The following is a 25,571-nucleotide window of genomic DNA, read 5'->3' as shown; positions in this document are numbered from 1 at the left end:
CCGACATCATGTCCCTCGCTGATTTCTCGTACGACCATCCCGACCGCGACGTCGCCGCCTTCAAGCGCTCCGTCGCCAACAAGCTGATCTATGCGGTCGGCAAGGACCCCGTGGCCGCCAGCCCCGACGACTGGCTGCACGCGACCGCGATGGCGGTGCGCGACCAGCTCGTCGAGCGCTGGATGGCGACGACGCGCGCCCAGTACACCCAGAAGCTCAAGCGGGTCTACTACCTGTCGATGGAGTTCCTGATCGGGCGCACCTTCACCAACGCCCTGCTCGCGCTGGAGCTGCAGGACACCGTGAAGGAAGCGCTGGCCGACTTCGGCGTCGACATCCAGGCGCTCGCCGAGCGCGAGCCCGACGCCGCGCTCGGCAACGGCGGCCTCGGGCGGCTCGCGGCCTGCTTCCTCGACTCCATGGCCACGCTCGGGGTGCCGGGCATGGGCTACGGCATCCGCTACGAGTACGGCATGTTCCGGCAGCGGATCGTCGACGGACAGCAGGTCGAGACACCCGACTACTGGCTCACGCGCGGCAACCCCTGGGAGTTCCAGCGCCCCGAGGTGACCTACCGCGTGCGCTTCGGCGGCCATGTCCAGCGCCTGGACGGCAAGGGTGCCTCCCACGACGCGGCCAAGTGGATCGACACGCATGACGTGCTGGCGATGGCCTACGACACCATCGTCCCGGGCTACGGCACGCAGGCCACCCAGACGCTGCGCCTGTGGTCGGCGCGCGCCACCGAGGAGATCGACCTGTCGGCTTTCAACCGCGGCAACTACATGGCGGCGGTCGAGAGCAAGAACCACTCCGAGAACGTCTCGCGCGTGCTCTACCCGGACGACTCGACCGCCTCGGGGCGCGAGCTGCGGCTGCACCAGGAGTACTTCTTCGTCAGCGCCAGCGTTCAGGACATGCTGCACCGCCACCTGCGCAACCACACCGGCTTCGACACGCTGTCCAAGCAGATCAGCATCCACCTCAACGACACGCACCCCGTCCTGGCGATCCCGGAGCTGATGCGCCTGCTCATCGACGAGCACGGCCTGCCTTGGGACACGGCATGGTCCCACACCCAGAAGGTGTTCAGCTACACCAACCACACGCTGATGCACGAGGCGCTGGAGACCTGGCCGGTCGAGATCCTGGGGCGCGTTCTGCCGCGCCACCTGCAGATCCTGTTCGAGATCAACGCACGATTCCTCCACGTCGTGGCCCACGCGAACGGCCACGACGTGGAGCTCATGCGGCGCATGTCGCTCATCGACGAGTCCGGCGAGCGGCGCGTGCGCATGGCCTACGTGGCAGTGCTGGCCAGCCATTCGATCAACGGCGTCTCGGCCCTGCATTCGGAGCTCATGAAGCAGTCGATCTTCGCCGACTTCGCGCGCCTCTTCCCGGAGCGCTTCAACAACAAGACCAACGGCGTGACGCCGCGTCGCTGGCTGGCGCAGGCCAATCCGCCGCTGGCGGCCCTGCTCGACGCGCGCATCGGCCGCGGCTGGCGGCGCGAGCTGTCGCAGCTCGAAGCGCTGCGGCCGATGGCGCAGCAGCCGGCCTTCGTGCGGGCCTTTCGCCATGCCAAGCGCGAGAACAAGCTGCGCCTGGCCAACTGGATCGAGCAGAACCTGGGCATCGTCGTCGACACGGACGCCATGTTCGACGTCCAGGTCAAGCGCATGCACGAGTACAAGCGGCAGCTGCTCAACCTGCTGCATGTGATCACGCGCTACCAACGCATCCTGCACGCGCCGCAGGCACACCACGTGCCGCGCGTGGTGGTGTTCGGGGGCAAGGCCGCCTCGGCCTACCACATGGCCAAGCTCGTGGTGCGTCTCATCAACGACGTGGCGCAGGTGGTCAACAACGACGATCGGGTGGGCGAGCTGCTGAAGGTCGTGTTCGTGCCCAACTACAGCGTGAGCCTGGCAGAGGTCATCATGCCGGCGGCCGACCTGTCCGAGCAGATCTCGACAGCCGGCACCGAGGCTTCCGGCACCGGCAACATGAAGTTCGCGCTCAATGGTGCGCTGACCATCGGCACGCTCGATGGCGCCAACGTCGAGATGCGCGAGAGCGTGGGCGCGGAGAACATCTTCATCTTCGGCAACACCACGCCCGAGGTTGCCGAGATCCGCGCCGGCGGCTACCAGCCACGCGTCATCTACGAATCCGACCCGCATCTGCGCCGCGTGCTGGACAGCATTCGCGACGGCGTCTTCTCGCCTGCCGAGCCGGCGCGCTACCAGGAAATCTATGAGGCCCTCGTGAACTGGGGCGACCAGTACCTGCTGCTGGCCGACTATGCGAGCTACGTCAAGACGCAGGACAAGGTCGACGCGCTGTATCGCCATCCCGACGCGTGGACGCGCATGGCGATCCTCAACGTGGCGGGCATGGGCGGCTTCTCGTCGGACCGCACGATCGCGCAGTACGCGCACGAGATCTGGCATACCCGGCCGGTCAGGCTGGGCTGATCCGGCGGGTCCGTGACGGGCGGCTACTTGGCCGGCGCCTGGGTCACGAAACCGATGCGGCTCAGGCCCGCCTTGTTCGCGATGCCCATCAGCTCGACCACCCGGCCGTAGGGAACGGTCTGGTCGGCGCGCAGCTGGACCTCGGTGTCGCGGCTGTCGGCAGCGGCCTTCTGGAGCCGGGCCGCGAGCTCCTCGGGCGTCACGGGCTGGTCGTTCAGGAAGAGCCGGCCGGCGGCATCGACCGAGAGGCTCACGAACTTCGGCGTGTCGGTGGGCTGGCCGGCATCGGTGCGTGGCAGGTCGAGCTTGATCGAGCTGGCCATCAGGGGAGCGGTGATGATGAAGATGACCAGCAGCACCAGCATCACGTCCACCAGCGGCGTGACGTTGATGTCCGACAACGGCCGCTGCCCGCCGGCGCCGATCGCGCGGCCGCCGGTGGCGCTGCTGCCGAGGGAGGTGCGACCGAAGGCCATGGAAGCGTCCGGGCCGGCTACGCGGGCATTGCGCGGGCCGGCGGCAGCGGCGCCTCGCGCGCCGGGTCTTCGCCCAGGGCGCCCAGCAGGTCGTGCGCGAAGCCCTCGAGCTCGGCCTCGATGCGGCTGACCACGCGGCCGAACACGTTGTAGGCCAGGACGGCCGGGATGGCCACTGCCAGGCCGAAGGCGGTCATGATGAGCGCCTCCCCCACCGGGCCGGCCACCTTGTCGATGGTGAAGCCGCCGGCCTCGCCGGCGATGCCGGTCAGCGCGCCGTAGATACCCCAGACCGTGCCCAAGAGCCCGACGAAGGGCGCGGTGGCGCCGACCGTGGCCAGCAGGATCTGCCCGGACTGCAGGCGCCGCAGGGCGGCATGCAAGGCGTCGCGCAGCACCCGCGTGAGGCGCTGGGCGCGAGCGACTGCGCCGCCGAGCGTGGCGGGATCGGGCTGCGCGCCGAGCTGGCGGACCGCGCTCACCGCCGGCCAGACCAGGGCCGCGCGGTCGAAGCCCCGCAGCCTCTGCTCGGCGTCGCCCAGCGAAGCCGACTGCCAGAAGGCGGCGATGCTGCGCACCACGTCGTGCGTGCCGCCGCGCAGCAGCCAGGCCTTCCAGAGAATCACGACCCAGCTCGCCACCGACATCAGCAGCAGCAGCGCCGCCACCGAGCGGCTGACGCCATCGCCGTGGGTGAGCAGCTCCAGGATCGTCATGCGGGGGAGGTCAGCGCAGCCCGAGGACGTCGAACATGTCGAACAGCCCGGTCTTGCGCTCGGCCAGGAAGCGCACCGCGCGCAGGCTGCCCTGCGCGTAGGTGGCGCGGCTGGCGGACTTGTGGGTGATCTCGATGCGCTCGCCGGTGCCGGCGAAGAGCACCGTGTGGTCGCCCACGATGTCGCCGCCGCGGATGGCCGCGAAGCCGATGGTGGAGGGGTCGCGCTCGCCGGTGATGCCCTCGCGCGCGTAGACCGCGCAGTCCTTGAGATCGCGGCCCAGCGCGCCGGCGATCACCTCGCCCATCTTGAGCGCGGTGCCCGAGGGCGCATCGACCTTGTGGCGGTGGTGCGCCTCGATGATCTCGATGTCGTAGCCGGTGGACAGGGCCTTGGCCGCCATCTCCAGCAGCTTGAAGGTGACGTTGACGCCCACGCTCATGTTGGGCGCCATCATGATGGCGATGTCCTTGGCCGCGGCGGCGATCTCGGCCTTCTGGGCCTCGCTGAAGCCGGTGGTGCCGATCACGGCCTGCACGCCCAACTCGCGGCACACCGCCAGATGCGCCAGCGTGCCTTCGGGCCGGGTGAAGTCGATCAGGACCTGGGCGTCCTGCAGGCCGGTGCGCAGGTCCGACACGATGGGCACGCCGCTGGCGGCGCCGAGGAAGGCGGCGGCGTCGCTGCCGAGCGCGGGGCTGCCCGCGATGTCGAGGGCGCCGGCCAGCCGGCAGTCCTGGGCTTCGCGCACGGCCTCGATCAGCATGTGGCCCATGCGCCCGGAGGCGCCGGCGATGGCGATCCGGCGCAGCGCCGGCGTGGAGGAAGAAGAGGAATCGGTCACGCGAGGGAACCTTCGTGAGATGCCAGCCGATGCTGCCGGCGGATCGGCGTGCTAGCGCGTCGCTTCGAGCGGCGGATAGCTGGGGGGCAGCGGCGGCAGGGACGCGGAGGAGCTCTCGGCTTCAGCCTCCTTGCCCTTGTCCTTGCCCGGCTCGAATTTCTTGAGCTGGTCTTCGGTGGCTTCCAGCACCGGCACCTTGCCGGCGCGCCCGCGGGCATCGACGGCGGCGACGAATTCCTGCTCGCTGGGCATGGGGTCGCCCTCGAAACGGTCGAGCACCTCGCCGTTGAAGAACAGCGTCAGGCGCCGCTGCTGGGGCTCGACGCCCTGCCGCCGGATGGTGAAGACGTAGTCCCAGCGGTTGGAGTGGAACACGTCGTTCAGGAGCGAGGTGCCGAGGATCTCGCGCACCTGCTGGCGCGGCATGCCGGGCTTGAGCAGCTCGACCTGCTCCTTCGAAACGAAATTGCCCTGCACCACTTCGACCTTGTAGGGGGTGATGGCGCTGAGCGCGCTGCGCGAGCGCTCGGTGAAGCTGCTGCAGGCCCCCAGGCTCAGCGTTGCGGCGACGGCACCGACAAGCAGCCAGAGGCGGCTTTGGGAAATCTCAGGCATGGAAAAGGGCCAGGAGGGCAAGCGATATGATCGGGCCATTGTAGCGGCTGGCCCTTCGTGGGCCCTCGCAGGGACGGGCGCAGGAACCAACATGGCCAATATCGACGAACTCAAGAACACGGGCCTCAAGGCCACGCTGCCGCGCCTCAAGATCCTCGAGATCTTCCAGAACGGCGGCCAGCGCCACATGACCGCGGAAGACGTTTTCCGCGTGCTGCTCAACGAGCATTCCGACATCGGCCTGGCCACGGTCTACCGCGTGCTCACGCAGTTCGAGCAGGCGGGCATCCTCGAGCGCAGCCACTTCGAGAGCGGCAAGGCGGTCTATGAGCTCAACGAGGGCAAACACCACGACCACCTGGTGTGCACCGGCTGCGGCAAGGTCGAGGAGTTCTACGACGCCGAAATCGAGCGCCGCCAGCAGATGATCTCGAAGGACAAGGGCTGGATCCTGCAGGACCACGCGATGTCGCTGTACGGCCTGTGCGCCGACTGCGCAAGCAAGCGTTAGCCCCGCCCAGGCGCCTAGTCGTCCTCCCGCGCGCCTTCCATCGCCTTGTGGTGGCGCGCCACGAAATCGGCGTACGTGTCGATGCCCCGCAGCTGCAGGATCGAATTGCGCACCGCCGCCTCCACCAGCACGGCGATGTTGCGGCCGGCCACCACCTGGATGATCACCTTGCGCACCGGGATGCCCAGCACGTCCTGGGTCAGCGGCGCCGAGGGCATGCGCTCGTAGTCGCGCTCGAAGCTGTCGCGCCGCACCAGGTGCACGATCAGCTTGAGCCGCATCTTCCGGCGCACCGCCGTCTCGCCGAAGATGGCGCGGATGTCCAGCAAGCCGATGCCGCGCACCTCCAGCAGGTTCTGCAGCAGCTCGGGGCAGCGCCCTTCCAGCGTGGCCTGGTTGATGCGGTAGAGGTCGACCGCGTCGTCGGCCACCAGGCCGTTGCCGCGCGAGATCAGCTCCAGGCCCAGCTCGCTCTTCCCCAGTCCCGACTCGCCCGTGATCATCACGCCCAGGCCGAGGATGTCCATGAAAACGCCGTGCATCGAGGTGCGCTCGGCGAAATGCTTGGACAGGTAGGCGCGCAGCAGGTCGATCACGAAGGCGGAGGATTCCCGCGTCGCGAACAGGGGCAGCTGCGCCCGCTCGCAGATCGACAGCAGCTGGTCGGGCGCCGTCTGGCCGTCGGCCAGCACGAGCATGGGAGGCTCCAGGGTCACGATGCGGGCGATGCGCCGCACGCAGTCGTCGGGCGAGCCGCGCGTGAGGTAGGCCACCTCGCGTGCGCCGAGAATCTGCACGCGGTACGGATGGATGTAGTTGAGGTAGCCGACCAGGTCGGCGGCCGACTGGGCACGGCTGATGACGCCGGGATCGAATTGGCGCTCCGAGGCGCCCAGGCCGGCGAGCCACTCCCAACGGAGCGACCCGCGGAACTCCTCGAACATCGCGTCGGCACTGATGACGGTCGGCTTCATGCGCCAGACGGTCCCAGGCGACGAACGACGCGCTTCAAGCGACCTGGGCCGATTGCCATCCTGCGATCAGGGCATGCAGCTGGGCGGCGTCGTTGCTCGACTTGATCTGCTCGCGCAGGCCGGCATCGCTCAGCAGTTCGGCGATCTCGGAGAGTATTTCAAGATGTTTCTGGGTCGCCGCTTCGGGCACCAGAAGGAAGATCAGCAGCACCACCGGCTGTTCGTCCGGGGCGTCGAAGCCGATCGGGTTGGCCAGCTGGAACACCGCGGCCATTGGCGACTTGAGGCCCTTGATGCGGCCATGCGGGATGGCCACGCCGTGCCCCAGACCGGTGGAGCCCAGGCGTTCGCGGGCGAACAGGCTGTCGGTGATGAGGGCGCGGCCGAGGCCATGCAGGTTTTCAAACAGCAAGCCCGCTTCTTCGAAAGCTCGTTTCTTGCTGGTGGCGTCAACGCTCACGAGGACTTGAGCGGGCGGCAGGATGGACGCGAGTCGGTTCATGTTGGGGCAGGGCGGGGGCGATTATGCACCCGCCCGGCAAAAAGCAAAGGGCCGCCCGAAGGCGGCCCGCAAGAGTGTTTGCCCGAGGTGGCACTACATCACGCGTTTCGGCGCTGCGTGGAAGTGGTTCTTGAGGGACTCCTTGTGGCGCACGACCTGGCGGTCGAGCTTGTCGACCAACTGGTCGACGGCGGCGTAGAGATCAGCGTGGCTCGACTCGGCGAACATGTCATTGCCCTTGACGTGAATATTGCATTCGGCCCGTTGGCGCCCTTCCTTTTCCTTCTGCTTTTCCACCGTGAGGATCACCTTGATATCGACCACCTGGTCGAAGTGGCGGGTGATTCGGTCCAACTTGCTCGTGACGTAATTGCGAAGCGCGGGGGTGACGTCGAGGTGATGACCGCTGATCGTCAAATTCATGAATGACCTCCTGGAACTGACGGTTTGGGAAAAAGACCCTGCTTCATGGAGGTGAAGCCTGGCCGGCGAAAACGAATGGGGGTGAGGAAGAGAGGGAGAGGGAGGGAGAGAGGGGAAGCTTCGGTTCACTATGCCCATGCTGTCATCGAATTGCAATCCCTCTGGGCGCAAACCCCCGCATGGCCCTGGGGTCAAGGCCCAGGCGCTATGAATTTTGTAGTGCTAAAGACCGCGCGCCGCGCTCAGCGCCAGGCGGCGCGCAGGCGTTTTTGCAGATCGATGACGGCCGCGGGCGGCGGCACGGCGGGGGCGCGTTCGGGCGGCGGCGGCCAGGTGAGCTGCTCGAAGCCCCGGGCCTCGGCCGCCGTGATGAAGCGCGTGCGGCCGGCATAGAGATGCCGGTCCCCGCGCACCGCCTGCTGGGTGACGTAGAAGCGCTGCGGCACGATCAGGTGCAGGTGGTCGCGCGCGCGGGTCATGGCGACGTAGAGCAGGCGCCGCTCCTCCTCCAGCTCCTGCGCGCCCTGGGCCACGTCGGCGGGGATGCAGCCATCGACCACGTTGAGCACATGCACCGAGCGCCATTCCTGCCCCTTGGCCGAATGGATGGTGGAGAGGATGAGGTAGTCCTCGTCGAGCAGGGGCGGGCCGGGCCGGTCGCTGGTGGCCTCGGGCGGATCGAGGGTGAGCTCGGTGAGGAAGCGCTCGCGCGAGGCATAGCCCGAGGCCAGCCGCGCCAGCTGTTCGACGTCGCCACGGCGCAGGCCGGCATCGTCGTGCAGCCGCTCCAGGTGCGGCAGGTACCAGCGCAGGGCGAGCTCCATGTCGGCCGGCCAGGCGAGTTCCGGAGCACGCAGCTGCGCATAGATGGCCGCGAAGTGCGCCCACTCCTCCTTCGCAGCGGCCGGCGGCTGGAAGGTCTGCACGACGGCGCCGGGGTCCTCCGCCTGGGCCATCGCATCGAGCAGCCGCGTCGATGTGGCCGGACCGATGCCGGGGATCAGCTGCGTCACGCGAAAGCCCGCCATGCGCCCGCGCGGGTTCTGCGCGAAGCGCAGCACCGCCAGCAGGTCCTTCACATGCGCGGCCTCGAGGAACTTGAGGCCGCCGTACTTGACGAAGGGGATGTTGCGCCGCGCCAGCTCGAGCTCGAGCGCCGCGCTGTGGCTCGAGGTGCGGAACAGCACCGCCTGCGACTTCAGCGCCAGCCCGCCCTCGCGGTGCGCGAGCACCCGTTCGGCCACGAAGCGGGCCTGCTGGGCCTCGTCGGGCACCAGCACCAGCTGCGGCCGGCCCACCGAGGGCTTGTCGGTCCACAGGGTCTTGGCATGGCGCTCGGCCGCGGCCGCGATCACGGCGTTGGAGACGTCGAGGATGGGCTGGGTCGAGCGGTAGTTGCGCTCCAGGGTGACGATGCGCGCCGGCTGCGTGAACTGGCCGGGAAAGTCGAGGATGTTGCGCACCGTCGCGCCGCGGAAGGAATAGATGGCCTGGGCGTCGTCGCCCACCACGGTGAGGCCGCAGCCGTCGGGCTTGAGGGCGCGCAGGATGGCGGCCTGCAGCAGGTTGGTGTCCTGGTACTCGTCGACCAGCACATGGTCGAAGCGCGCGCCGATCTGCGCCGCGAGCGCGGGCTCCGCCACCATCTCGGCCCAGTACAGGAGCAGGTCGTCGTAGTCGAGCACCTGCTGTGCCTGCTTGGCCTCGACGTAGGCGCCGAACAGGCGCTTGAGCTCGGCCTCCCATTCGGCGCACCACGGGAAGGCCTGCGCCAGCACCTCGGCGAGCGGCGCGCCGCTGTTGACGACGCGCGAGTAGATCGCGAGGCAGGTCCCCTTGCGCGGGAAGCGGCGCTCCATGGCGGCCAGGCCGATGTCGCTGCGCACCAGGCCCATCAGGTCCTCGGCATCCCCGCGGTCGTGGATGGTGAAGCTGGCGTCGAGGCCGATCTGTGCCGCGTATTCGCGCAACAGCCGGGCGCCGACGCCATGGAAGGTGCCGGCCCAGGGCAGCGCCGGCGGCGCCTCCGAGCGCAGCCCGAGCACCTTCGCCAGCACCTGGCCGGCGCGCCGCTCCATCTCTTGCGCCGCACGGCGCGAGAAGGTCAGGAGCAGGATGCGCTGCGGATCGGCGCCGTGTGCGATCAGGTGGGCCACGCGGTGCGCCAGCGTGCTGGTCTTGCCCGAGCCGGCGCCGGCGATCACGAGCAGCGGGCGCGGGTCCGGCTGCGCCTCGCCGGCCCCATGCTCGACGGCCGCGCGCTGCGCCTCGTTGAGCTCGGAGAGCACAGCGGCGAGACGCTCTTCCTGACGCATGGGGACGGGGATCGCGATGCCGGTCCACTGCGTCATTGAAATGGCACCCGAGGGCCGTGCGAGACGGGATGCGATGCAAGGCGCAAAGCGCAGCAGTGCCAGACGGCATCGCGCGCATTTGTAACGCGGCAGCGCGCCCGTATCGCGCGGACAGCGGGTGCCATTTCAGTGACGCAGTGGACTACACATCGAGCGCGACTTTACTGGATATCCGTCCAGATCTCATCAGGAAAATGCAAGAGGCCGGTGACATAATCGCGCCTCGCTGCAACCGGAGACTCGGATGGAAACCGTTCCGCCTCGGCAGCTTTCAACTCTCCTGTGACGCGTCGTTGGCTGGGGATTTGAAAGCGCCCCCACCCTCGCCAACCGCCACAAGCATCACCCGGGAGTGAGCCATGCTCAACATCTTCACGCTCGCCAACGGGCGCCTCGTCCAGGAAGAAATCGAGGCGCTCGAGGAACTGTCGCAATTCCAGCCGATCTGGGTCGACCTCGAATCGCCCACGCTGGAAGAAAAGCGCTGGATCAAGCAGTACTACGGCCTGTCCATCCCCGAGGATGCGATGGACGAGGACATCGAGGAGTCGGCGCGCTTCTACGAGGAAGACAACGGCGAGCTGCATGTGCGCAGCGACTTCCTGATCGACGACGACGAGAACCCGCGCTCGGTGCGCGTGGCCTTCATCCTCAACCAGCACAACACCGAGCTGCGCAGCCGCGGCGTGCTGTTCTCGATCCACGACGAGGACGTGCCGGTATTCCGCCTGCTGCGCATGCGTGCACGCCGCGCGCCGGGGCTGATCGAGGATGCCAAGGAGGTGCTGCTGAAGCTCTTCGACGCCGACGCCGAATACTCGGCCGACTCGCTGGAGAACATCTACGACGAGCTGGAAGTCGCGGGCAAGAAGGTGCTGGAGGGCAACGTGAGCGACGAGCTGGCCGGCGAGGTGCTGGCCGCCATCGCCCGCCAGGAAGACCTGAACGGGCGCATCCGCCGCAACGTGATGGACACGCGCCGCGCGGTGAGCTTCATGATGCGCAGCCGCATGCTCAACGCCGACCAGTTCGAGGAGGCGCGGCAGATCCTGCGCGACATCGAGTCGCTGGACAACCACACGGCCTTCCTGTTCGACAAGATCAACTTCCTGATGGACGCCACCGTGGGCTTCATCAACATCAACCAGAACAAGACCATCAAGATCTTCTCGGTGGCCAGCGTGGCGCTGCTGCCGCCCACGCTGATCGCGAGCGTCTACGGCATGAACTTCAAGCTCATGCCGGAGCTGGAATGGGGCTACGGCTACGCCTATGCGATCGTGCTGATGATCGCCAGCGCGCTGGTGCCGATGTGGTACTTCCGCCGGCGCGGCTGGCTCAAGTAGGCTCGTTCACCTTCGCGCCGGGCAGCCCGGCCAGCCAGCCGTTCATCAGCGCCAGGCTGTAGCGGCTCGCCACCGCGGAGACGAAGCGCATGAAATCGGTGTGGGCCTGGTCGTCGGCGCGGTCCGAGATCGTGCGCACCGCCGCGAAGGGCACTCGGAAGTCGTGGCAGACCTGCGCCACCGCGGCCCCTTCCATCTCGCAGGCGAGCGCATCGGGCAGCTCGTGGCGCAGCGTCTCGCTGTCGGCCGCCCGGGCGATGAAGCGATCGCCGCTGACCACCAGGCCGCGATGCAGGCGCGGCGCGTGCAGCCCGAAGTCGTCGACCACCTGCCGACCCAGCAAGGCGACCGGATCGCGCAGCAGCCCTTCGGCCACGGCCGCCAGCGCATCGCTGATGGCGGTGTCGGTCGCGAAGCGCGCGTGCCCGGTCAGGGGCACCTCGTAACGGGGAAAGATCGGCGAGGCATCCAGGTCGTGCTGCAGCAGCCGGCTCGCCACCACCACGTCGCCCACCCGCACCCCGGGCGCCAGCCCCCCGGCCACGCCGGTGAAGACGATGGCGCGCACACCGAAGCGCTCCAGCAGCACGGTGGCGGTGGTGGCCGCCGCGACCTTCCCGATGCGCGACAGCACCGCCACCACGGTCTGGCCGTGCAGGTGCCCGACCCAGAAATCGCGGCCGGCGACACGCACGCGCCGCTCGTCGGGCATCGCGGCGAGCAGCGCGCCCAGCTCCTCCTGCATGGCAGCCACGATCGCGACCGGCGCCGCCACGGCAGATGCCCCGCTACTTCTTGCTGTCGCGCAGTTCGCGACGCAGGATCTTGCCCACCGGCGTCTTCGGCAGCTCGGTGCGGAACTCGATCACCTTGGGCTGCTTGTAGCCGGTGAGGTTGGCGCGGCAGAACTCGCGCACCTGGGCATCGGTGAGATCCGGGGTCTTCTTGACGATCACCAGCTTGACCGCCTCGCCGGTCTTGTCGTCGGCGATGCCGACGGCCGCGCATTCGAGCACGCCCGGCACCTGCGCCACCACATCCTCGATCTCGTTCGGGTACACGTTGAAGCCCGAGACCAGGATCATGTCCTTCTTGCGGTCCACGATCTTGAAGTAGCCCCGCTCGTCGACGATGCCCACGTCGCCGGATTTGAAGTAGCCGTCGGCCGTCATGACCTTGGCAGTCTCGTCGGGGCGCTGCCAGTAGCCGGCCATCACCTGCGGGCCCTTGATCGCGATCTCGCCCGGCTGGCCGGCCGGCACCTCGCGCCCGTCGTCGTCCAGCAGCTTCAGGTAGGTGCTGGGCAGCGGCACGCCGATGGTGCCGGTGTAGGCGGTGCTGGTGGTCGGGTTGCAGGTGGCCGAGGGCGAGGTCTCCGACAGGCCGTAGCCCTCGCAGATCGGGCAGCCGGTCTTGTCGAGCCACAGCTTGGCGACCGCGCCCTGCACCGCCATGCCGCCGCCGACGGAGACCTTGAGGTTCTTCCAGTTGACGGTGTTGAAGTCCGGGTGATTGGCCAGCCCGTTGAAGAGCGTATTGACCGCCGGGAAGCTGTGGAAGGTGTGCTTCGACAGCTCCTTCAGCACGGCCGGGATGTCGCGCGGATTGGGGATCAGGATCAGCTTGCCGCCCGTGCGCATGGACAGCATCATGTTCACCGTGAAGGCGAAGATGTGATAGAGCGGCAGCGCACACACGCTGGTGGGCTGCTCGCCGGCCGGCACCTTCTGCATGACGGGGTCGTTCCAGGCCTCGGACTGCAGCACGTTGGCGATCACGTTGCGATGCAGCAGCACCGCACCCTTGGAGACGCCGGTGGTGCCGCCGGTGTACTGCAGCACCGCCACGTCGTCCGGCCCCGCGACCGCCGTCTGCAGCTTGCGCCCCGCGCCCTTGTCCAGCGCATCATTGAAGCGCACGGCGCCGGGCAGGCTGTACTCGGGCACCATCTTCTTGACGTTGCGCACCACGTAGTTGACCAGCGCGCCCTTCAACAGGCCGAGGCGGTCGCCCATGCCGCTCAGCACCACATGCTTGACCGGCGTGGCCGCGATGCACTGCTGCAGCGTGTTGCCGAAGTTCTCCATGATCACGATGGCCTTGGAGCCCGAATCCTTGAGCTGGTGCTCCAGCTCGCGCGGCGTGTACAGCGGATTCACGTTGACCAGGATCAGCCCGGCGCGCAGGATGCCGCAGACCGCGATCGGGTACTGCAGGCAGTTGGGCATCATGACCGCCACGCGGTCGCCCTTGGCCAGGCCCAGGCCCTGCAGGTAGCCGGCGAAGGCGCGGCTCAGCTTGTCGACCTCGGCGTAGCCCATGTCCTTGCCCATGAAGCTGTAGGCGGTGCGGTCGGCGAACTTGGAGAAACTCTCCTCCATGAGTTGGACCAGCGAGGCATAGCGGGAAGCATCGATGTCGGCCGGCACGCCTTGCGGGTAGCTGCTGAGCCAGGGGCGGTCTGTCATGGATCTGTCTCCTCGAACGAATTCTGGTTTCTGCTCACGAAAACGCCGCCCGGCCTCGATGGCACCGGGCGGCGGGCGCTTGGCGCTCCTCTTTCTTTTACTCGATCGCCTTGCCCATGTCCTCGACCACCTTCTTGGCGTCGCCGAAGACCATCATGGTCTTGTCCATGTAGAACAGCTCGTTGTCCAGCCCGGCATAACCCGCAGCCATCGAGCGCTTGTTCACGATCACCGTCTTGGCCTTGTAGGCCTCCAGGATCGGCATGCCGTAGATCGGCGTGCCCTTGGTGAGCGCGGCCGGGTTCACCACGTCGTTGGCCCCCAGGATGATCGCCACGTCGGCCTGCGCGAACTCGCCGTTGATGTCTTCCATCTCGAAGACCTGGTCGTAGGGTACTTCCGCCTCGGCCAAGAGCACGTTCATGTGCCCGGGCATGCGCCCGGCCACCGGGTGGATCGCGTACTTCACCGTCACCCCCTTGTGGGTGAGCTTCTCGGCCAGCTCGTTGACCGCGTGCTGGGCCCGCGCCACCGCCAGGCCGTAGCCCGGCACGATGATCACGGTGTCGGCGTTGCTCAGCATGTAGGCCGCGTCGTCCGCGCTGCCGCTCTTCACCGGCCGCTGCTCCTTCGACCCGCCCGTGGCCGCGGCCGTCTCGCCGCCGAAGCCGCCCAGGATCACGTTGAAGAAGGAGCGGTTCATGGCCTTGCACATGATGTAGCTCAGGATCGCACCCGAGGAGCCCACCAGCGAACCGGCCACGATCAGCATCGCGTTGTTCAAGGAGAAGCCGATGCCCGCGGCCGCCCAGCCCGAGTAGCTGTTGAGCATCGACACCACCACCGGCATGTCGGCCCCGCCGATCGGGATGATGATCAGCACGCCCATCACGAAGGCCAGCAGCAGCATCACGAAGAAGGCCGTCCAGCTCTCGGTGAACATGTACACCAGCCCCAGGCCGATGGTCAGCAGCCCCAGCACCAGGTTGAGCATGTGCTGGCCCTTGAACTGCACCGGCGCGCCCTGGAACAGGCGGAACTTGTACTTGCCCGAGAGCTTGCCGAAGGCGATGACCGAGCCGCTGAAGGTGATGGCGCCAATGGCCGCGCCCAGGAACAGCTCCAGCCGGTTGCCCGCAGGAATCGCGAAGCGCGCGAAGCCGTCGACCACGTACGCGCCCTCGGGCACGTTGGCGCCGATCACCGCCGCCACCGGCGGCGGCGTGATGCCGAAGGCCCAGGGCTCGACCACCGCCGCCACCGCGATGAAGACAGCCGCCAGGCCGATCATGCTGTGGAAGAAGGCCACCAGCTCGGGCATCTGGGTCATCTCGACCGTCTTGGCGCGGTAGGCGCCGTAGCCGCCGCCCACCACCAGGCCCAGCAGCACCCAGGCCATGCCCTGGGCCTTGCCGCCGGCGAGCTGCACGATCAGCGCGGCGGTGGTCAGGATGGCAATCGCCATGCCGACCATGCCGAAGAGGTTGCCGCGGATGGAGGTGGTGGGATGGCTCAGGCCCTTGAGGGACTGGATGAAGCAGATGCTGGCGACCAGGTACAGCAGCGTGACGACATTCATCGACATGGTCAGTGGCCCTCCGCCTTGGCGGGGGCCGCCGCCTTCTTGTCCTTCTTCCTGAACATCTCCAGCATGCGCCGGGTGACCAGGAAGCCGCCGAAGACGTTGACCGCGGCCAGCGCCACGGCCAGCACGCCCATGCCCTTGCCCAGCCAGCTGCTGGTGAGCGCGGCCGCCAGCATGGCGCCCACGATGACGATGGCGGAGATGGCGTTGGTCACCGCCATCAGGGGCGTGTGCAGTGCGGGCGTGACGGTCCAGACCACGTGGTAGCCCACGTAGATGGCCAGCACGAAGATGATGAGGTTGATGACGGTGTGGGACACGGGATCCATGGGGCTTCTCCTCGCTTGCTTGCTGGCTTACTTCTTCGTGACCTGGCCGTCCTGCGTCATGCGGCAGGCGGCGACGATGTCGTCCTCGAGATCGATCTTGAAGCCGCCCTCCTTGGGGAGCACGAGCTTCAGGAAGTCGAGCACGTTGCGTGCGTAGAGCGAGGAGGCGTCGGCGGCCACCAGGGCGGGCAGGTTGGTCTCGCCCACGAGCGTGACGCCATGTTTGATGACGGTGCGGCCGGCCTCGGTCAGCGGGCAGTTGCCGCCTTGCGGGGCGGCCATGTCGACGATCACCGAGCCGGGCTTCATGGCCTGGACCATCTCCTCGGTGACGAGCACGGGCGCGGGGCGGCCGGGAATGAGCGCGGTGGTGATCACGATGTCGGCGGCGGCCACGCGCTTGGCCACTTCGACTTTCTGGCGGTCCATCCAGCTCTGGGGCATGGGGCGCGCGTAGCCGCCCACGCCTTCGGCGGCTTCCTTCTCTTCCTGGGTCTCGTAGGGCACGTCGATGAACTTGGCACCCAAGGATTCGACCTGTTCCTTGACGGAGGGACGCACGTCCGAGGCCTCGATGACGGCACCCAGGCGCTTGGCGGTGGCGATGGCCTGCAGGCCGGCCACGCCGACGCCCAGGATCACCACGCGGGCGGCCTTGACGGTGCCGGCAGCGGTCATGAGCATGGGGAAGAAGCGCTGGTACTTGTCCGCGGCAATCATGACGGCCTTGTAGCCGGCGATGTTGGCCTGGGAGGACAAGACGTCCATGCTCTGGGCACGGGTGGTGCGCGGGGCGGCCTCCAGCGCAAAGGAGGTGAGGCCCGCGGCCGCGAGCCTCTGCAGGCCCTCGGCATCGAAGGGGTTGAGCATGCCCACCACGACGGTGCCGGGCTTCATGAGCGCGGCCTCGCCGTCGGAGGGCGAGCGCACCTTGAGCACCAGTTCGCAGGCGAAGGCGCCTGCGGCGTCGGTGATCTCGGCACCGGCCGCCTGGAAGGCGGCATCGGTGATCGCGGCAGTGATGCCGGCGCCGGATTGCACGCGCACGGTGTGCCCCTGCGCGACAAGCTTCTTGGCCGTCTCGGGTGTGACGGCCACTCGGGTTTCGCCGGGCACGGTTTCGGCCGGCACGCCTATCAGCATGGGGTTTCTCCTCGGGGCAGCGTTGGAATTCGCGCCGAGCTTACATGAAGATGACAACAGCAGGCCGTTCGCGCTGTCCCGCACCCGCCCCCTTCCCCACCCGCATCCACTTCCTGTACATTCGCACTCCGCGCACGACCGGCGCCCAGATGGCCGGCGGCGTGGACCAAGAAGCAAAAAATCTTCAGGGGGTTGCCATGCGAATAGCGATGCTCGACGACGAGCCGCGTGAGATGGAGTCGATTCAGCGCGTGATGGCGATGATCGGCCACGAGTGCCACGGCTTTGCCGACGGCAAGTCCTTGCTGCGCGGACTCCGCGACGAGGTCTTCGACCTGCTGGTCCTCGACTGGCGACCTCCGGATGTCGACGGGATCGAGGTCATCCGCAAGCTGCGCGAGTGCTTCGGCAACCGGCTCCCGCTTCTCCTCACGGCCGCCCCGGAAGACAAGACCGGAATGGCCGCGGCGCTGCTGGCCGGCGCGGACGACTTCATGGTGAAGCCCCTGGGCAGCGCCGAGTTCCAGGCGCGCGTGCAGGCCCTGCTGCGCCGGGCCTACCCGACCCGCTTCGAAAGAGAGCTGGCCTACGGCCCGTATCACTTCTCCCCGCACACCAGCACGATTCGCCTGCACGGAGAACCGGTGCGGCTGAAGCAACGCGAGTACGAGCTGGCACTCCTGCTGTTCCGCAACATCGGCCGGCTGCTGTCGCGCGAACACCTGATGCAGGCCATCTGGGGCCAGGAACTGGGTACTGGTTCGCGTTCGCTCGACACGCATGTGTCGAGGCTGCGCGTCCAACTGGCGCTGCGCCCCGAGAATGGCGTGGTGCTGGCCTCGGTGTACGGCCTGGGCTATCGGCTGGAGTTCCTCCCCCGACGAGGTCGCCGGCTTGCCCTGTGCCGTGGCAGGCGCGGCAGACTAATCAACCAAGGAGTGGAAACGATGAAGAAGACGATTCGAGGCCTGCTGGCAGCCGCGCTGCTGGGCAGCTGGCTGCAGTTCGCATTCGCGCAGGACGTCGAGCCGAGCGACATGGTGCGCGGCGGTCTGCAGGCGATCCAGATGATCGACCAGAACAAGACCGGCGAGCTCTGGGACGGCGCCACGCCGGCCGCCCGCAAGCGCGTAGGCCGCGACGATTTCGTGAATCAGGTCACCAAGGCGCGCGCGCCGCTGGGTGCCGCGCAGCAGCGCACCTGGGTCGCGATCAACCGGCAGGTGGTCGGCGAGGGCAACCAGGAGCTGGCCGGCCAGTACGTCAGCGTCGAATACGAGACCCGCTTTGCCAACAAGGCCAACGCCACCGTGCGCGAGCTGGTGACCTTCCAGCTGGGCGACGACCGGGTCTGGCGCTTCTCGGGCTACGTACTGCGCTGATGGCGCATCGCTGGAAGCCCAACGTCACCGTCGCCGCGGTGATCGAGCAGGCCGGCCGCTTCCTGGTGGTCGAGGAAGAGACGAGCGACGGCCTGCGGCTGAACTCGCCCGCCGGCCACCTGGACCCGGGCGAGTCGCCGGCCGAAGGCTGTGCGCGCGAGACGCTGGAAGAAACCGCGCACCGCTTCACGCCAACGGCGCTGGTGGGCATCTACATGGCACGCCAGCGCGGCGCGCGGGGCGAGGACACCACCTACATGCGTTTCGCCTTCTGCGGCACGCTGGGCCCCCTGGAGCCGGGCCGCGCGCTGGACCACGGCATCGTGCGCACCTTGTGGATGACGGCCGACGAGTTGCGCGCGAGCCGCGAACGGCATCGCAGCCCGCTGCTGCTGCAATGCGTGGACGACTATCTTGCGGGGCATCGCCACCCGCTGGACCTCATCCACGTCCATGCCTCGGTGGCTGGCGAGGACGAGGCCTGAGCCCCCGCCCGGCCGTTCCGAAGGGGACTCGCACCGAAGGCGAAGGCACTCCAATGAGGCACCGCATCGCCACCCGAAGGCAGGCTCAGCCGGCCCGCGAGATGACCCCGCCGCCCAGGCAGACCTCGCCGTCGTAAAGCACCGCCGACTGCCCCGGCGTCACCGCCCACTGGGGCTCGGCGAAGGCCAGCCGGAACGCGCCGTTGGCGCCCTCGCCCAGCACGCAGCCGGCATCGGCCTGGCGGTAGCGCGACTTCGCCGCATAGGCGCCCGGCTCGGGTGCCTCGCCCGCTACCCAGCTGGCATCGTCGGCCTCCAGCGCCGGCGACAGCAGCCAGGGATGGTCGTGGCCCTGCACCACCCAGAGGGTGTTGCTCTCGATGTCCTTGCGCGCGACGAACCAGGGCGCATGCTCGCCGGCGCCGCGCTGCGCGCCCTTGGGCTTCAGGCCGCCGATGCCCAGCCCCTGGCGTTGGCCCAGGGTGTAGAAGCTCAGGCCCTGGTGCTCGCCGATGCGCCGGCCGCGCTCGTCGCGGATCGGGCCCGGCTCCTTCGAGATGTAACGGTTGAGGAACTCGCGGAAGGGCCGCTCGCCGATGAAGCAGATGCCGGTCGAATCCTTCTTCTTCGCGTTGGGCAGGCCGATCTCGTCGGCGATGCGGCGCACCTCGGTCTTGTGCAGCTCGCCCACGGGGAACAGCGTCTTCGCCAGCTGCTGCTGGTTCAGGCGGTGCAGGAAGTAGCTCTGGTCCTTGGCGGGGTCGAGGCCCTTGAGGAGTTCGTGGCGCCCGCTCGCGGCGTTGAAGCGCACGCGTGCATAGTGGCCAGTGGCGATCTTCTCGGCGCCCAGGCGCATCGCGTGATCCAGGAAGGCCTTGAACTTGATCTCGGCATTGCACAGCACGTCGGGGTTGGGCGTGCGGCCGGCCTGGTACTCGCGCAGGAACTCGGCGAAGACGCGGTCCTTGTAGTCGGCCGCGAAGTTGACATGCTCGATCTCGATGCCCAGCACGTCGGCGACGCTCGCGGCGTCGACGAAGTCGATATTCGACGAGCAGTACTCGCTGTCATCGTCGTCTTCCCAGTTCTTCATGAAGATGCCGACCACCTCGTGGCCCTGCTGCTTGAGCAGGTGCGCCGTGACCGCGGAGTCCACCCCGCCGCTCAGGCCCACCACGATGCGCTGCTTTTCCATGGGCGGCGATTGTCCCAGGCCGATCATGCCGGTGCCCGTGTCCGGGTAATCACGGAGCGTGAAGCGACGCGCGTCGCCTGCGGGTCTTCATCGAGTTGAAAGAAGCAGCGCCGAGGTTCACACTGCAACGCCGATCGGAAGCACAACAACGCGGGCGCGCGCGGAAAGCGCCACCCAGGAGACACGCATGGATCACCTCAGCGGCATGGACGCCTCGTTCCTGCACCTCGAAACCCCCGAGTCGCCGATGCACGTGGGCAGCCTTCAGCTGATCGACCTGCCGCCCGGCTACGAGGGCGACTTCGCCGAAGACGCCAAGAAGTACCTGAGCGGGCGCCTGCACCTGGCCTCGGTGTTCGTGCGCAAGCTGGCGATGATGCCCTTCGACCTCGCCAACCCGGTGTGGGTGGACGACGACGACCTGGATCTGGACCACCACATCCACCACGTGATCATGCCGCGGCCCGGCACCCTGGCGCAGCTGGAGCGCCTGGTCGGGCGGCTGCATTCCTCTCTGCTGGACCGCAGCCGCCCGCTGTGGGAGATGCACATCATCGAGGGCCTGCAGACCGGCCAGGTGGCGCTCTACAGCAAGATGCACCACGCCGCGATCGACGGCCAGGCTGGCGTCGCGGTGGCCAAGGCGCTGTTCGACATCTCGGAGACGCCCGCGCCGGTGAAGACACCGCGGGTGACGCGCCGGCCCGATTCATCGCAGCTGGGCATGGCCGAATTGGCCACGGCGGCGCTGAGCAACGCGGTGCAGCAGTACGTGAAGCTGATCCAGTCGATCCCGGCCACGGCCAAGGCCATCACGAACGTGCTGATGCCGGTGTCCGAGAACACGGGGCAGCGCGCCTTCGAGCTGCCCAAGGCGCTGCGGACCGCGCCGCGCACGCCGCTCAATGTCTCGATCACCAACCAGCGCTCCTTCGCCGCGCGCAGCGTGCCGCTGGCCGAGGTCAAGCAGATGTCCAAGGCCACCGACACCAGCCTCAACGACATCGTGCTGGCCATTTGCGCCGGCGCGCTGCGGCGCTACCTGGCCGACTACGGCTGCAAGCCGGCCAAGCCGCTGATCGCGGGCGTGCCGGTGTCGCTGCGCAGCGAGGGCAACACGGACTTGAACAACCAGGTTTCGGTGATGCTGGTGAGCCTGGCGACCGACATCGCCGATCCGCTGGAGCGGCTGGCGGCCATCCACGAGTCCTCCAGCGAGGGCAAGAAGCTCACCGGCAACGTCAAGGCCGCGATCCCGACCGACTTTCCCTCGCTCGGCGTGCCCTCGCTGATGTCCGGGCTGGCCTCGCTCTACGGCCGCTCGGGCCTGGCAGACAAGCTGCCGCCGGCGGCCAACGTGGCGATCTCCAACGTACCCGGGCCTTCGTTCGCACTCTACTTCGCGGGGGCCAAGGTGGCGGCCTACTTCCCGGTCTCGATCCCGGGCCACGGGCTCGCGCTGAACATGACGGTGCAGAGCTACAACGGCGCGCTCGAGTTCGGCCTCACGGCTTGCCGGCGCGCGGTGCCGGATGTGGCGGACCTGGGGGACTATGTGGTGGCGGAGCACAAGAAGCTGTTCGGGCTGATCGTGGGGAAGGCAGCGCCGGCTGCTGCGGCCGCGCCCGTTGCCGTGCCGGTGGCTGCACCCGCTGCTGCCGCTGTGCCGAAGGCGCCCGCGAAGAAGCGGGCGGCACCGAAGAGGGTGGCCAAGAAAAAGGTGACCGCGAAAGCGGTACGCACTGCAGTGCCGAAGGCACCACGCAAGACTCCCGCCTCCAAGCGCGCTGCAGCGCTGAACTGACTCTTCCTTCTCCCCGGACTTGCCCTCTCTCCCCCCGGGAGAGGGAGTCAATCCCGAAGCCCGGCGAGGATCTCGTAGGACTTCAAGCGCGCCTCGTGATCGAACACCTGCGAGGTGATCATCAGCTCGTCCGCCCCCGTCCGCTCGATGAAGGCCTTCACCCCGGAGCGCACCGTCTCCTTCGACCCTACCGCCGCGCAAGACAGCACCGAGTCGAGCAGCGCGTTCTCCGCCGGCCCGATGCGCGCGCGGTAGTTCGCCACCGGCGGCGGCAGCCGGCCCGGCCGGCCGCTGCGCAGGTTGACGAAGGCCTGCTGCCAGGAGCTCGAGCGGAACTCGGCCTCCTCGTCGGTCTCTGCCGCGAACACGTTGAAGCCCAGCATCACATAAGGCTTGGCGAGCTGCTTCGAGGGCTTGAAGGTGTCGCGGTAGAGGCGGATCGCCTGCATCAGCTGCTGCGGCGCGAAATGCGAGGCGAAGGCATAGGGCAGGCCCAGGTGCGCCGCGAGCTGCGCGCCGAAGGTGCTGGAGCCGAGGATCCACACCGGCACCTCCAGCCCCATGCCCGGCACCGCGCGCACCGCTTGCTGCGGCTCCTTGGCCATGAAGTCCATCAGCTCGACCACGTCCTGCGGGAACTGGTCGGCATCGGACTGCAGGTCGCGCCGCAAGGCCCGCGCGGTGCGCTGGTCGGAGCCCGGGGCTCGCCCGAGGCCGAGGTCGATGCGGCCCGGGTAGAGCGACTCCAGCGTGCCGAACTGCTCGGCGATCACCAGCGGCGAATGGTTGGGCAACATCACGCCACCGGCGCCGATGCGGATGGTGGAGGTGCCGGCACCGATGTGGGCCAGCAGCACCGCCGTGGCCGCGCTCGCGATGCCGGGCATGCCGTGGTGCTCGGCCAGCCAGTAGCGCCGGTAACCCAGCTTCTCGCCATGCTGGGCGAGGCTGAGGGAGTTGCGGAAGGACTGAGCGGCGTCGCTGCCTTCGGTGATGGGGGAGAGGTCGAGGATGGAGAAGGGCACCATGGTCGCGGCATCATGGCCCGATCGCGATGGTCGTGCTGGCGCAGGCGAATTCCGGGTTCTGATAAAACGTCGCGCTATCGCCATCCACCGAAGCTGATACCGCCATGTCCAATTTCTGGTTGATGAAGTCCGAACCCGACGATTGCTCGATCGACGACGCGCTGGCCGCGCCCGACGCCACCGTGCCCTGGACCGGCGTGCGCGGCTGGCAGGCGCGCAACTACATGGCCAAGCAGATGCAGGTGGGAGACGGCGTGTTGTTCTACCACTCGAGCTGCCCGCAGCCGGGGATCGTGGGCATCGCGCGCGTGGCCTCCGGCACCCGGCCCGATCCGACGCAGTTCGATCCCGAGTCGCCCTACTACGACCCGGCATCGAAGCCCGAGCACCCGCGCTGGGTCCTGCTGGACGTGCAGGCGCTGCGCAAGACCCGCTTGCTGGGCCTGCCCGAGATGCGTGCGACGCCCGAGCTGGCGGACATGGTGGTGCTGCGCCGGGGCAATCGCCTCTCGATCACGCCGGTCGATCCGGTGCACTGGCATCTGATCGCGGACAAGATGCTGGCCTGAGGGCGGCGACCCTCGATCGCCTCAGACCGCCGCGACGGCGAGCTCGGCGCGCTGCTCGAGGTGGACCCAGTCCACCACCTCCCCGCGCGGCCGGTAGCCGAGCACCATGTGCTGCAGCTGCTGCCGGATCGAGGGCGCGTCGTTGATCTCGAGTGCGGCCTTCAGGCGCTCCAGTTGAGGCGACAGCTCGCCCCAGGGCAGGAAATCGTCGCGCGCCTTCAGGATGCGCGGGTGCAAGGTGGGCATCGGGTTGTCGCCGATCAACAGCTCTTCGTAGAGCTTTTCGCCGGGGCGCAGGCCGACCACACGGATCTCGATGTCCCCGGCCGGGTTGTCGGCGTCCCGCACGGTCATTCCGGAGAGCTCGACCATGCGGCGGGCGAGATCGACGATCCTGATCGGCTCGCCCATGTCCAGCACGAACACGTCGCCGCCGCTCGCCATCGCTCCTGCCTGGATCACCAGTTGCGCCGCCTCGGGAATGGTCATGAAGTAGCGGGTGATGTCGAGGTGCGTCAGCGTGATGGGGCCGCCGTTGCGAATCTGCTGGCGGAACAGCGGAGCCTGAGGAGTCCAGCACATTGCCGAAGCGAACCATCGAGAAGCGCGTGCCGTTGGACCGGCGTGCCGCCTGCTCCGCCAGGGCCTGCAGGCCCATCTCGGCCAGGCGCTTGCTGCAGCCCATGATGTTGGTGGGCCGCACGGCCTTGTCGGTGCTGATGAGCACGAAATCGCGCACGCCGTGCGCGGACGCGGCCCCGGCCGTGATCAGCGTGCCGAACACATTGTTGCGAACCCCCTCGGCCGGGTTGTGCTCCACCAGCGGCACGTGCTTGTAGGCTGCGGCATGGTAGACCGTGTGCGGATGCCAGGCCGCCATGATCTCGCGCATGCGACGCGCATCCGCCACCGAGGCGAGCAGAGGCACGATCCGCGGCACGCCCGCGCCCAGGCCTTCCAGTCCCTGCAGCAGTTCGCGATGGATGCTGTAGAGCGCGAATTCGGAGCGGTCCACCAGCAGCAGTGTGGATGCATCGCCCGCGACGATCTGTCGGCAAAGCTCGCTGCCGATGGAGCCGCCGGCGCCGGTCACCAGCACCACCTTGCCGCGAATGTTCTTGCCGAGCAGGATCGCATGGGGCGGGACGGCGTTACGCCCCAAGAGGTCTTCGACGTCCAGTTCGCGCAGGTCGCTGACCTGTACCTTGCCCTGGGCGAGTTCCATCAGGCCCGGCAGCGTACGCACCGATACCCTGACCTGCCGCACCTGCTCGAGGATCTCGTGACGCCGCTGGCGCGAAGCCGAGGGGATGGCCAGGAAGATGTCGCTGACGTGCAGTACGGCCACCTGCTCCTTCAGCGTCGCGGGATCATGAACCGGCAGGCCATGGATCAGGCCGCCCTGCAGGCGCTTGTCGTCGTCGAAGAAGCCCAGCAGCCGCAGCTCGCTGCTGGCGGACAGGGCCTGGGCGAGCTTGCGGCCGGCATCGCCTGCGCCGTAGATCAGCACCCGAGGGAGTTCGCTGCGGCTCAGCAGCCCTTGATAGACCCCTCCCAGCCAGCCACGGGCAAGAAGACGCGAAACGCTCACGGCAAGCAGCAGCAGCAGCGGTTGGATCAGACCGATGGTGCGCGGCACGCCCGGGACGCCGATCGCCGCGAACACCAGGCCGTAGGCCGCGGCATAAATCCCGACTGCCTTCGCGATGGCCGAGACGGCCGGCCACCCGCTGTAGCGGAAGATGGAGCGATACAGCCCGAACTTCACGAAGAGCGGCAGGGCCAGGGACAGCGAGATCCCCACGGCCCACAGGTCGCGGCCGGACAAGACCACCCAGGCGTCGAAGCGCAGCGACAGCGCGAGCCAGACCGTGAACACGCAGAGGCAGGCATCCACCCCCAGCACCAGAGCACGCTTGGCGACGCGGGGCAGCGCCAGCAAGGGGGCCGCGGTCCGCGCGAGGAGCGTCGAGTGCTCACTCATCGCTCGACCTCGGTGCAAGCCGCCGGGCCCGGAGCCAAGCCGTCATCTGGCCCAGCAACCAGCCGGCGAAGAGTCCGAGCCCGTCTGCCAGCAAGTCCGCCCATTCGGCGAAGCGGGCAGGCGTGAGCGATTGCAGCAGCTCGATGAGGGCGCCGTAGGCCAGCAGGCCGGTCACGAGAAACACCGTGCGACCGGGATAGGCCCAGCGGCCGAGCAGCATCAGCACGGCGAAGCCGAGCATGTGGTTGCTCTTGTCCCAGCCGGTGGTGGGCATATGCGGCACCGGAGGCATGAGCGACATCGCCAGAATCGCCAACACGCAGATCCAGAAGGCCGAACGCAGCAGGGTCGTGCGCAT

General features: G+C 68.1%; 23 protein-coding genes and 1 pseudogene. 7 read left to right on the top strand and 17 right to left on the bottom strand.

The features are described from left to right. The first annotated feature begins 8 nt into the window (after positions 1 to 8). Positions 9 to 2,480, top strand: a complete 2,472-nt coding sequence (locus AC3A6X_RS22365) for a glycogen/starch/alpha-glucan phosphorylase (protein ID WP_487844260.1) — start codon at positions 9 to 11, stop codon at positions 2,478 to 2,480. A 23-nt stretch (positions 2,481 to 2,503) separates the two neighbouring features. Here AC3A6X_RS22365 and AC3A6X_RS22360 read toward each other — a convergent pair whose 3' ends face one another. From AC3A6X_RS22360 to AC3A6X_RS22345, 4 genes are all read right to left on the bottom strand, one after another. Then, on the bottom strand, positions 2,504 to 2,956 hold the full coding sequence (locus AC3A6X_RS22360; RefSeq protein ID WP_487844259.1) for an ExbD/TolR family protein: 453 nt from the start codon (positions 2,954 to 2,956) through the stop codon (positions 2,504 to 2,506). Positions 2,957 to 2,973: 17 nt separating this feature from the next. Next, positions 2,974 to 3,672 (bottom strand): MotA/TolQ/ExbB proton channel family protein, encoded by a 699-nt coding sequence (locus AC3A6X_RS22355; protein ID WP_487844258.1) that lies wholly within the window; start codon positions 3,670 to 3,672, stop codon positions 2,974 to 2,976. A gap of 10 nt (positions 3,673 to 3,682) precedes the next feature. After that, entirely contained in the window at positions 3,683 to 4,483 is an 801-nt protein-coding gene (gene dapB, locus AC3A6X_RS22350) for a 4-hydroxy-tetrahydrodipicolinate reductase (RefSeq protein ID WP_487844338.1), read from the bottom strand. A gap of 84 nt (positions 4,484 to 4,567) precedes the next feature. Next, positions 4,568 to 5,131: an outer membrane protein assembly factor BamE gene (locus tag AC3A6X_RS22345; RefSeq protein ID WP_487844257.1), complete on the bottom strand. Its 564-nt coding sequence runs from the start codon at positions 5,129 to 5,131 to the stop codon at positions 4,568 to 4,570. Between the two features lie 91 nt (positions 5,132 to 5,222). Between AC3A6X_RS22345 and fur the strand changes: the two genes are divergently transcribed. Continuing rightward, positions 5,223 to 5,642: a ferric iron uptake transcriptional regulator gene (gene fur / locus AC3A6X_RS22340; protein WP_106558508.1), complete on the top strand. Its 420-nt coding sequence runs from the start codon at positions 5,223 to 5,225 to the stop codon at positions 5,640 to 5,642. Between the two features lie 14 nt (positions 5,643 to 5,656). Here the strand turns inward: fur and hprK are convergent, their stop codons facing one another. From hprK to AC3A6X_RS22320, 4 genes are all read right to left on the bottom strand, one after another. Next, on the bottom strand, positions 5,657 to 6,616 hold the full coding sequence (gene hprK, locus AC3A6X_RS22335) for an HPr(Ser) kinase/phosphatase (protein ID WP_106558507.1): 960 nt from the start codon (positions 6,614 to 6,616) through the stop codon (positions 5,657 to 5,659). A 34-nt stretch (positions 6,617 to 6,650) separates the two neighbouring features. Then, positions 6,651 to 7,118 carry a PTS sugar transporter subunit IIA gene (locus tag AC3A6X_RS22330; protein ID WP_068681828.1) on the bottom strand — a complete coding sequence of 156 codons (468 nt, stop codon included), beginning with the start codon at positions 7,116 to 7,118 and terminating at the stop codon, positions 6,651 to 6,653. Between the two features lie 93 nt (positions 7,119 to 7,211). Continuing rightward, entirely contained in the window at positions 7,212 to 7,541 is a 330-nt protein-coding gene (gene hpf, locus AC3A6X_RS22325; protein ID WP_106558506.1) for a ribosome hibernation-promoting factor, HPF/YfiA family, read from the bottom strand. A gap of 242 nt (positions 7,542 to 7,783) precedes the next feature. Beyond that, on the bottom strand, positions 7,784 to 9,892 hold the full coding sequence (locus AC3A6X_RS22320; protein WP_487844256.1) for an ATP-dependent helicase: 2,109 nt from the start codon (positions 9,890 to 9,892) through the stop codon (positions 7,784 to 7,786). A 362-nt stretch (positions 9,893 to 10,254) separates the two neighbouring features. Here AC3A6X_RS22320 and corA point away from each other — a divergent pair, with 362 nt between their 5' ends. Continuing rightward, the gene (corA, locus tag AC3A6X_RS22315; RefSeq protein WP_106558504.1) at positions 10,255 to 11,241 is read left to right on the top strand and encodes a magnesium/cobalt transporter CorA; all 987 of its coding nucleotides are present in this window, start codon (positions 10,255 to 10,257) and stop codon (positions 11,239 to 11,241) included. On the opposite strand, the gene AC3A6X_RS22310 is transcribed toward corA, so the two are convergent. The 5 genes from AC3A6X_RS22310 to AC3A6X_RS22290 all read right to left on the bottom strand — a co-directional run bounded on the left by AC3A6X_RS22310 (position 11,234) and on the right by AC3A6X_RS22290 (position 16,766). Further along, positions 11,234 to 12,016 carry a 5'-methylthioadenosine/adenosylhomocysteine nucleosidase gene (locus AC3A6X_RS22310; RefSeq protein ID WP_487844255.1) on the bottom strand — a complete coding sequence of 261 codons (783 nt, stop codon included), beginning with the start codon at positions 12,014 to 12,016 and terminating at the stop codon, positions 11,234 to 11,236. The two genes, corA and AC3A6X_RS22310, sit on opposite strands and share 8 nt — an antisense overlap. A gap of 13 nt (positions 12,017 to 12,029) precedes the next feature. Next, positions 12,030 to 13,709: a long-chain-fatty-acid--CoA ligase gene (locus AC3A6X_RS22305; protein WP_487844254.1), complete on the bottom strand. Its 1,680-nt coding sequence runs from the start codon at positions 13,707 to 13,709 to the stop codon at positions 12,030 to 12,032. Positions 13,710 to 13,806: 97 nt separating this feature from the next. Further along, on the bottom strand, positions 13,807 to 15,294 hold the full coding sequence (locus tag AC3A6X_RS22300; RefSeq protein ID WP_487844253.1) for an NAD(P)(+) transhydrogenase (Re/Si-specific) subunit beta: 1,488 nt from the start codon (positions 15,292 to 15,294) through the stop codon (positions 13,807 to 13,809). A 2-nt stretch (positions 15,295 to 15,296) separates the two neighbouring features. Continuing rightward, entirely contained in the window at positions 15,297 to 15,623 is a 327-nt protein-coding gene (locus tag AC3A6X_RS22295) for an NAD(P) transhydrogenase subunit alpha part 2 (RefSeq protein ID WP_487844252.1), read from the bottom strand. Positions 15,624 to 15,650: 27 nt separating this feature from the next. Next, on the bottom strand, positions 15,651 to 16,766 hold the full coding sequence (locus tag AC3A6X_RS22290; protein WP_487844251.1) for a Re/Si-specific NAD(P)(+) transhydrogenase subunit alpha: 1,116 nt from the start codon (positions 16,764 to 16,766) through the stop codon (positions 15,651 to 15,653). A 197-nt stretch (positions 16,767 to 16,963) separates the two neighbouring features. Here AC3A6X_RS22290 and AC3A6X_RS22285 point away from each other — a divergent pair, with 197 nt between their 5' ends. Then, positions 16,964 to 18,148 carry a DUF4019 domain-containing protein gene (locus AC3A6X_RS22285; RefSeq protein ID WP_487844250.1) on the top strand — a complete coding sequence of 395 codons (1,185 nt, stop codon included), beginning with the start codon at positions 16,964 to 16,966 and terminating at the stop codon, positions 18,146 to 18,148. Further along, on the top strand, positions 18,148 to 18,633 hold the full coding sequence (locus AC3A6X_RS22280; RefSeq protein WP_309959370.1) for an NUDIX hydrolase: 486 nt from the start codon (positions 18,148 to 18,150) through the stop codon (positions 18,631 to 18,633). Before AC3A6X_RS22285 ends, AC3A6X_RS22280 begins: the two co-directional genes overlap by 1 nt. A gap of 85 nt (positions 18,634 to 18,718) precedes the next feature. Here the strand turns inward: AC3A6X_RS22280 and mnmA are convergent, their stop codons facing one another. Beyond that, positions 18,719 to 19,828: a tRNA 2-thiouridine(34) synthase MnmA gene (gene mnmA / locus AC3A6X_RS22275; protein ID WP_487844249.1), complete on the bottom strand. Its 1,110-nt coding sequence runs from the start codon at positions 19,826 to 19,828 to the stop codon at positions 18,719 to 18,721. Positions 19,829 to 20,015: 187 nt separating this feature from the next. Between mnmA and AC3A6X_RS22270 the strand changes: the two genes are divergently transcribed. Further along, entirely contained in the window at positions 20,016 to 21,632 is a 1,617-nt protein-coding gene (locus tag AC3A6X_RS22270) for a WS/DGAT/MGAT family O-acyltransferase (RefSeq protein ID WP_487844248.1), read from the top strand. Positions 21,633 to 21,679: 47 nt separating this feature from the next. On the opposite strand, the gene AC3A6X_RS22265 is transcribed toward AC3A6X_RS22270, so the two are convergent. After that, positions 21,680 to 22,660 (bottom strand): LLM class flavin-dependent oxidoreductase, encoded by a 981-nt coding sequence (locus AC3A6X_RS22265; protein ID WP_487844247.1) that lies wholly within the window; start codon positions 22,658 to 22,660, stop codon positions 21,680 to 21,682. Between the two features lie 104 nt (positions 22,661 to 22,764). Here AC3A6X_RS22265 and AC3A6X_RS22260 point away from each other — a divergent pair, with 104 nt between their 5' ends. Further along, entirely contained in the window at positions 22,765 to 23,229 is a 465-nt protein-coding gene (locus AC3A6X_RS22260; RefSeq protein ID WP_309959377.1) for an EVE domain-containing protein, read from the top strand. Positions 23,230 to 23,250: 21 nt separating this feature from the next. On the opposite strand, the pseudogene AC3A6X_RS22255 reads toward AC3A6X_RS22260, so the two are convergent. After that, positions 23,251 to 25,213: pseudogene (locus AC3A6X_RS22255) on the bottom strand (polysaccharide biosynthesis protein). Continuing rightward, complete coding sequence (locus AC3A6X_RS22250) at positions 25,206 to 25,571, bottom strand: VanZ family protein (protein ID WP_487844246.1); 366 nt, start codon at positions 25,569 to 25,571, stop codon at positions 25,206 to 25,208. The pseudogene AC3A6X_RS22255 and the gene AC3A6X_RS22250 overlap by 8 nt, the downstream one beginning before the upstream one ends.

This window comes from Variovorax sp. Soil_C_12 (assembly GCF_057657375.1).
The sequence above is the reverse complement of the archived record's forward strand: the minus strand, read 5'-3'. Positions and strand labels throughout refer to the sequence as shown.

Bases quoted from the DNA above. Each gene is read 5' to 3' on its own strand.
- mnmA (WP_487844249.1), bottom strand. From the start codon at position 19,828: ATGGAAAAGCAGCGCATCGTGGTGGGCCTGAGCGGCGGGGTGGACTCC.
- AC3A6X_RS22250 (WP_487844246.1), bottom strand. From the start codon at position 25,571: ATGCGCACGACCCTGCTGCGTTCGGCCTTCTGGATCTGCGTGTTGGCG.
- AC3A6X_RS22365 (WP_487844260.1), top strand. From the start codon at position 9: ATGTCCCTCGCTGATTTCTCGTACGACCATCCCGACCGCGACGTCGCC.
- AC3A6X_RS22295 (WP_487844252.1), bottom strand. From the start codon at position 15,623: ATGGATCCCGTGTCCCACACCGTCATCAACCTCATCATCTTCGTGCTG.
- AC3A6X_RS22265 (WP_487844247.1), bottom strand. From the start codon at position 22,660: ATGGTGCCCTTCTCCATCCTCGACCTCTCCCCCATCACCGAAGGCAGC.
- hprK (WP_106558507.1), bottom strand. From the start codon at position 6,616: ATGAAGCCGACCGTCATCAGTGCCGACGCGATGTTCGAGGAGTTCCGC.
- hpf (WP_106558506.1), bottom strand. From the start codon at position 7,541: ATGAATTTGACGATCAGCGGTCATCACCTCGACGTCACCCCCGCGCTT.
- AC3A6X_RS22300 (WP_487844253.1), bottom strand. From the start codon at position 15,294: ATGTCGATGAATGTCGTCACGCTGCTGTACCTGGTCGCCAGCATCTGC.
- AC3A6X_RS22345 (WP_487844257.1), bottom strand. From the start codon at position 5,131: ATGCCTGAGATTTCCCAAAGCCGCCTCTGGCTGCTTGTCGGTGCCGTC.
- AC3A6X_RS22285 (WP_487844250.1), top strand. From the start codon at position 16,964: ATGCGAATAGCGATGCTCGACGACGAGCCGCGTGAGATGGAGTCGATT.
- AC3A6X_RS22260 (WP_309959377.1), top strand. From the start codon at position 22,765: ATGTCCAATTTCTGGTTGATGAAGTCCGAACCCGACGATTGCTCGATC.
- AC3A6X_RS22305 (WP_487844254.1), bottom strand. From the start codon at position 13,709: ATGACAGACCGCCCCTGGCTCAGCAGCTACCCGCAAGGCGTGCCGGCC.
- corA (WP_106558504.1), top strand. From the start codon at position 10,255: ATGCTCAACATCTTCACGCTCGCCAACGGGCGCCTCGTCCAGGAAGAA.
- AC3A6X_RS22280 (WP_309959370.1), top strand. From the start codon at position 18,148: ATGGCGCATCGCTGGAAGCCCAACGTCACCGTCGCCGCGGTGATCGAG.
- AC3A6X_RS22355 (WP_487844258.1), bottom strand. From the start codon at position 3,672: ATGACGATCCTGGAGCTGCTCACCCACGGCGATGGCGTCAGCCGCTCG.
- fur (WP_106558508.1), top strand. From the start codon at position 5,223: ATGGCCAATATCGACGAACTCAAGAACACGGGCCTCAAGGCCACGCTG.
- AC3A6X_RS22320 (WP_487844256.1), bottom strand. From the start codon at position 9,892: ATGACGCAGTGGACCGGCATCGCGATCCCCGTCCCCATGCGTCAGGAA.
- AC3A6X_RS22360 (WP_487844259.1), bottom strand. From the start codon at position 2,956: ATGGCCTTCGGTCGCACCTCCCTCGGCAGCAGCGCCACCGGCGGCCGC.
- AC3A6X_RS22330 (WP_068681828.1), bottom strand. From the start codon at position 7,118: ATGAACCGACTCGCGTCCATCCTGCCGCCCGCTCAAGTCCTCGTGAGC.
- AC3A6X_RS22290 (WP_487844251.1), bottom strand. From the start codon at position 16,766: ATGCTGATAGGCGTGCCGGCCGAAACCGTGCCCGGCGAAACCCGAGTG.
- AC3A6X_RS22270 (WP_487844248.1), top strand. From the start codon at position 20,016: ATGGATCACCTCAGCGGCATGGACGCCTCGTTCCTGCACCTCGAAACC.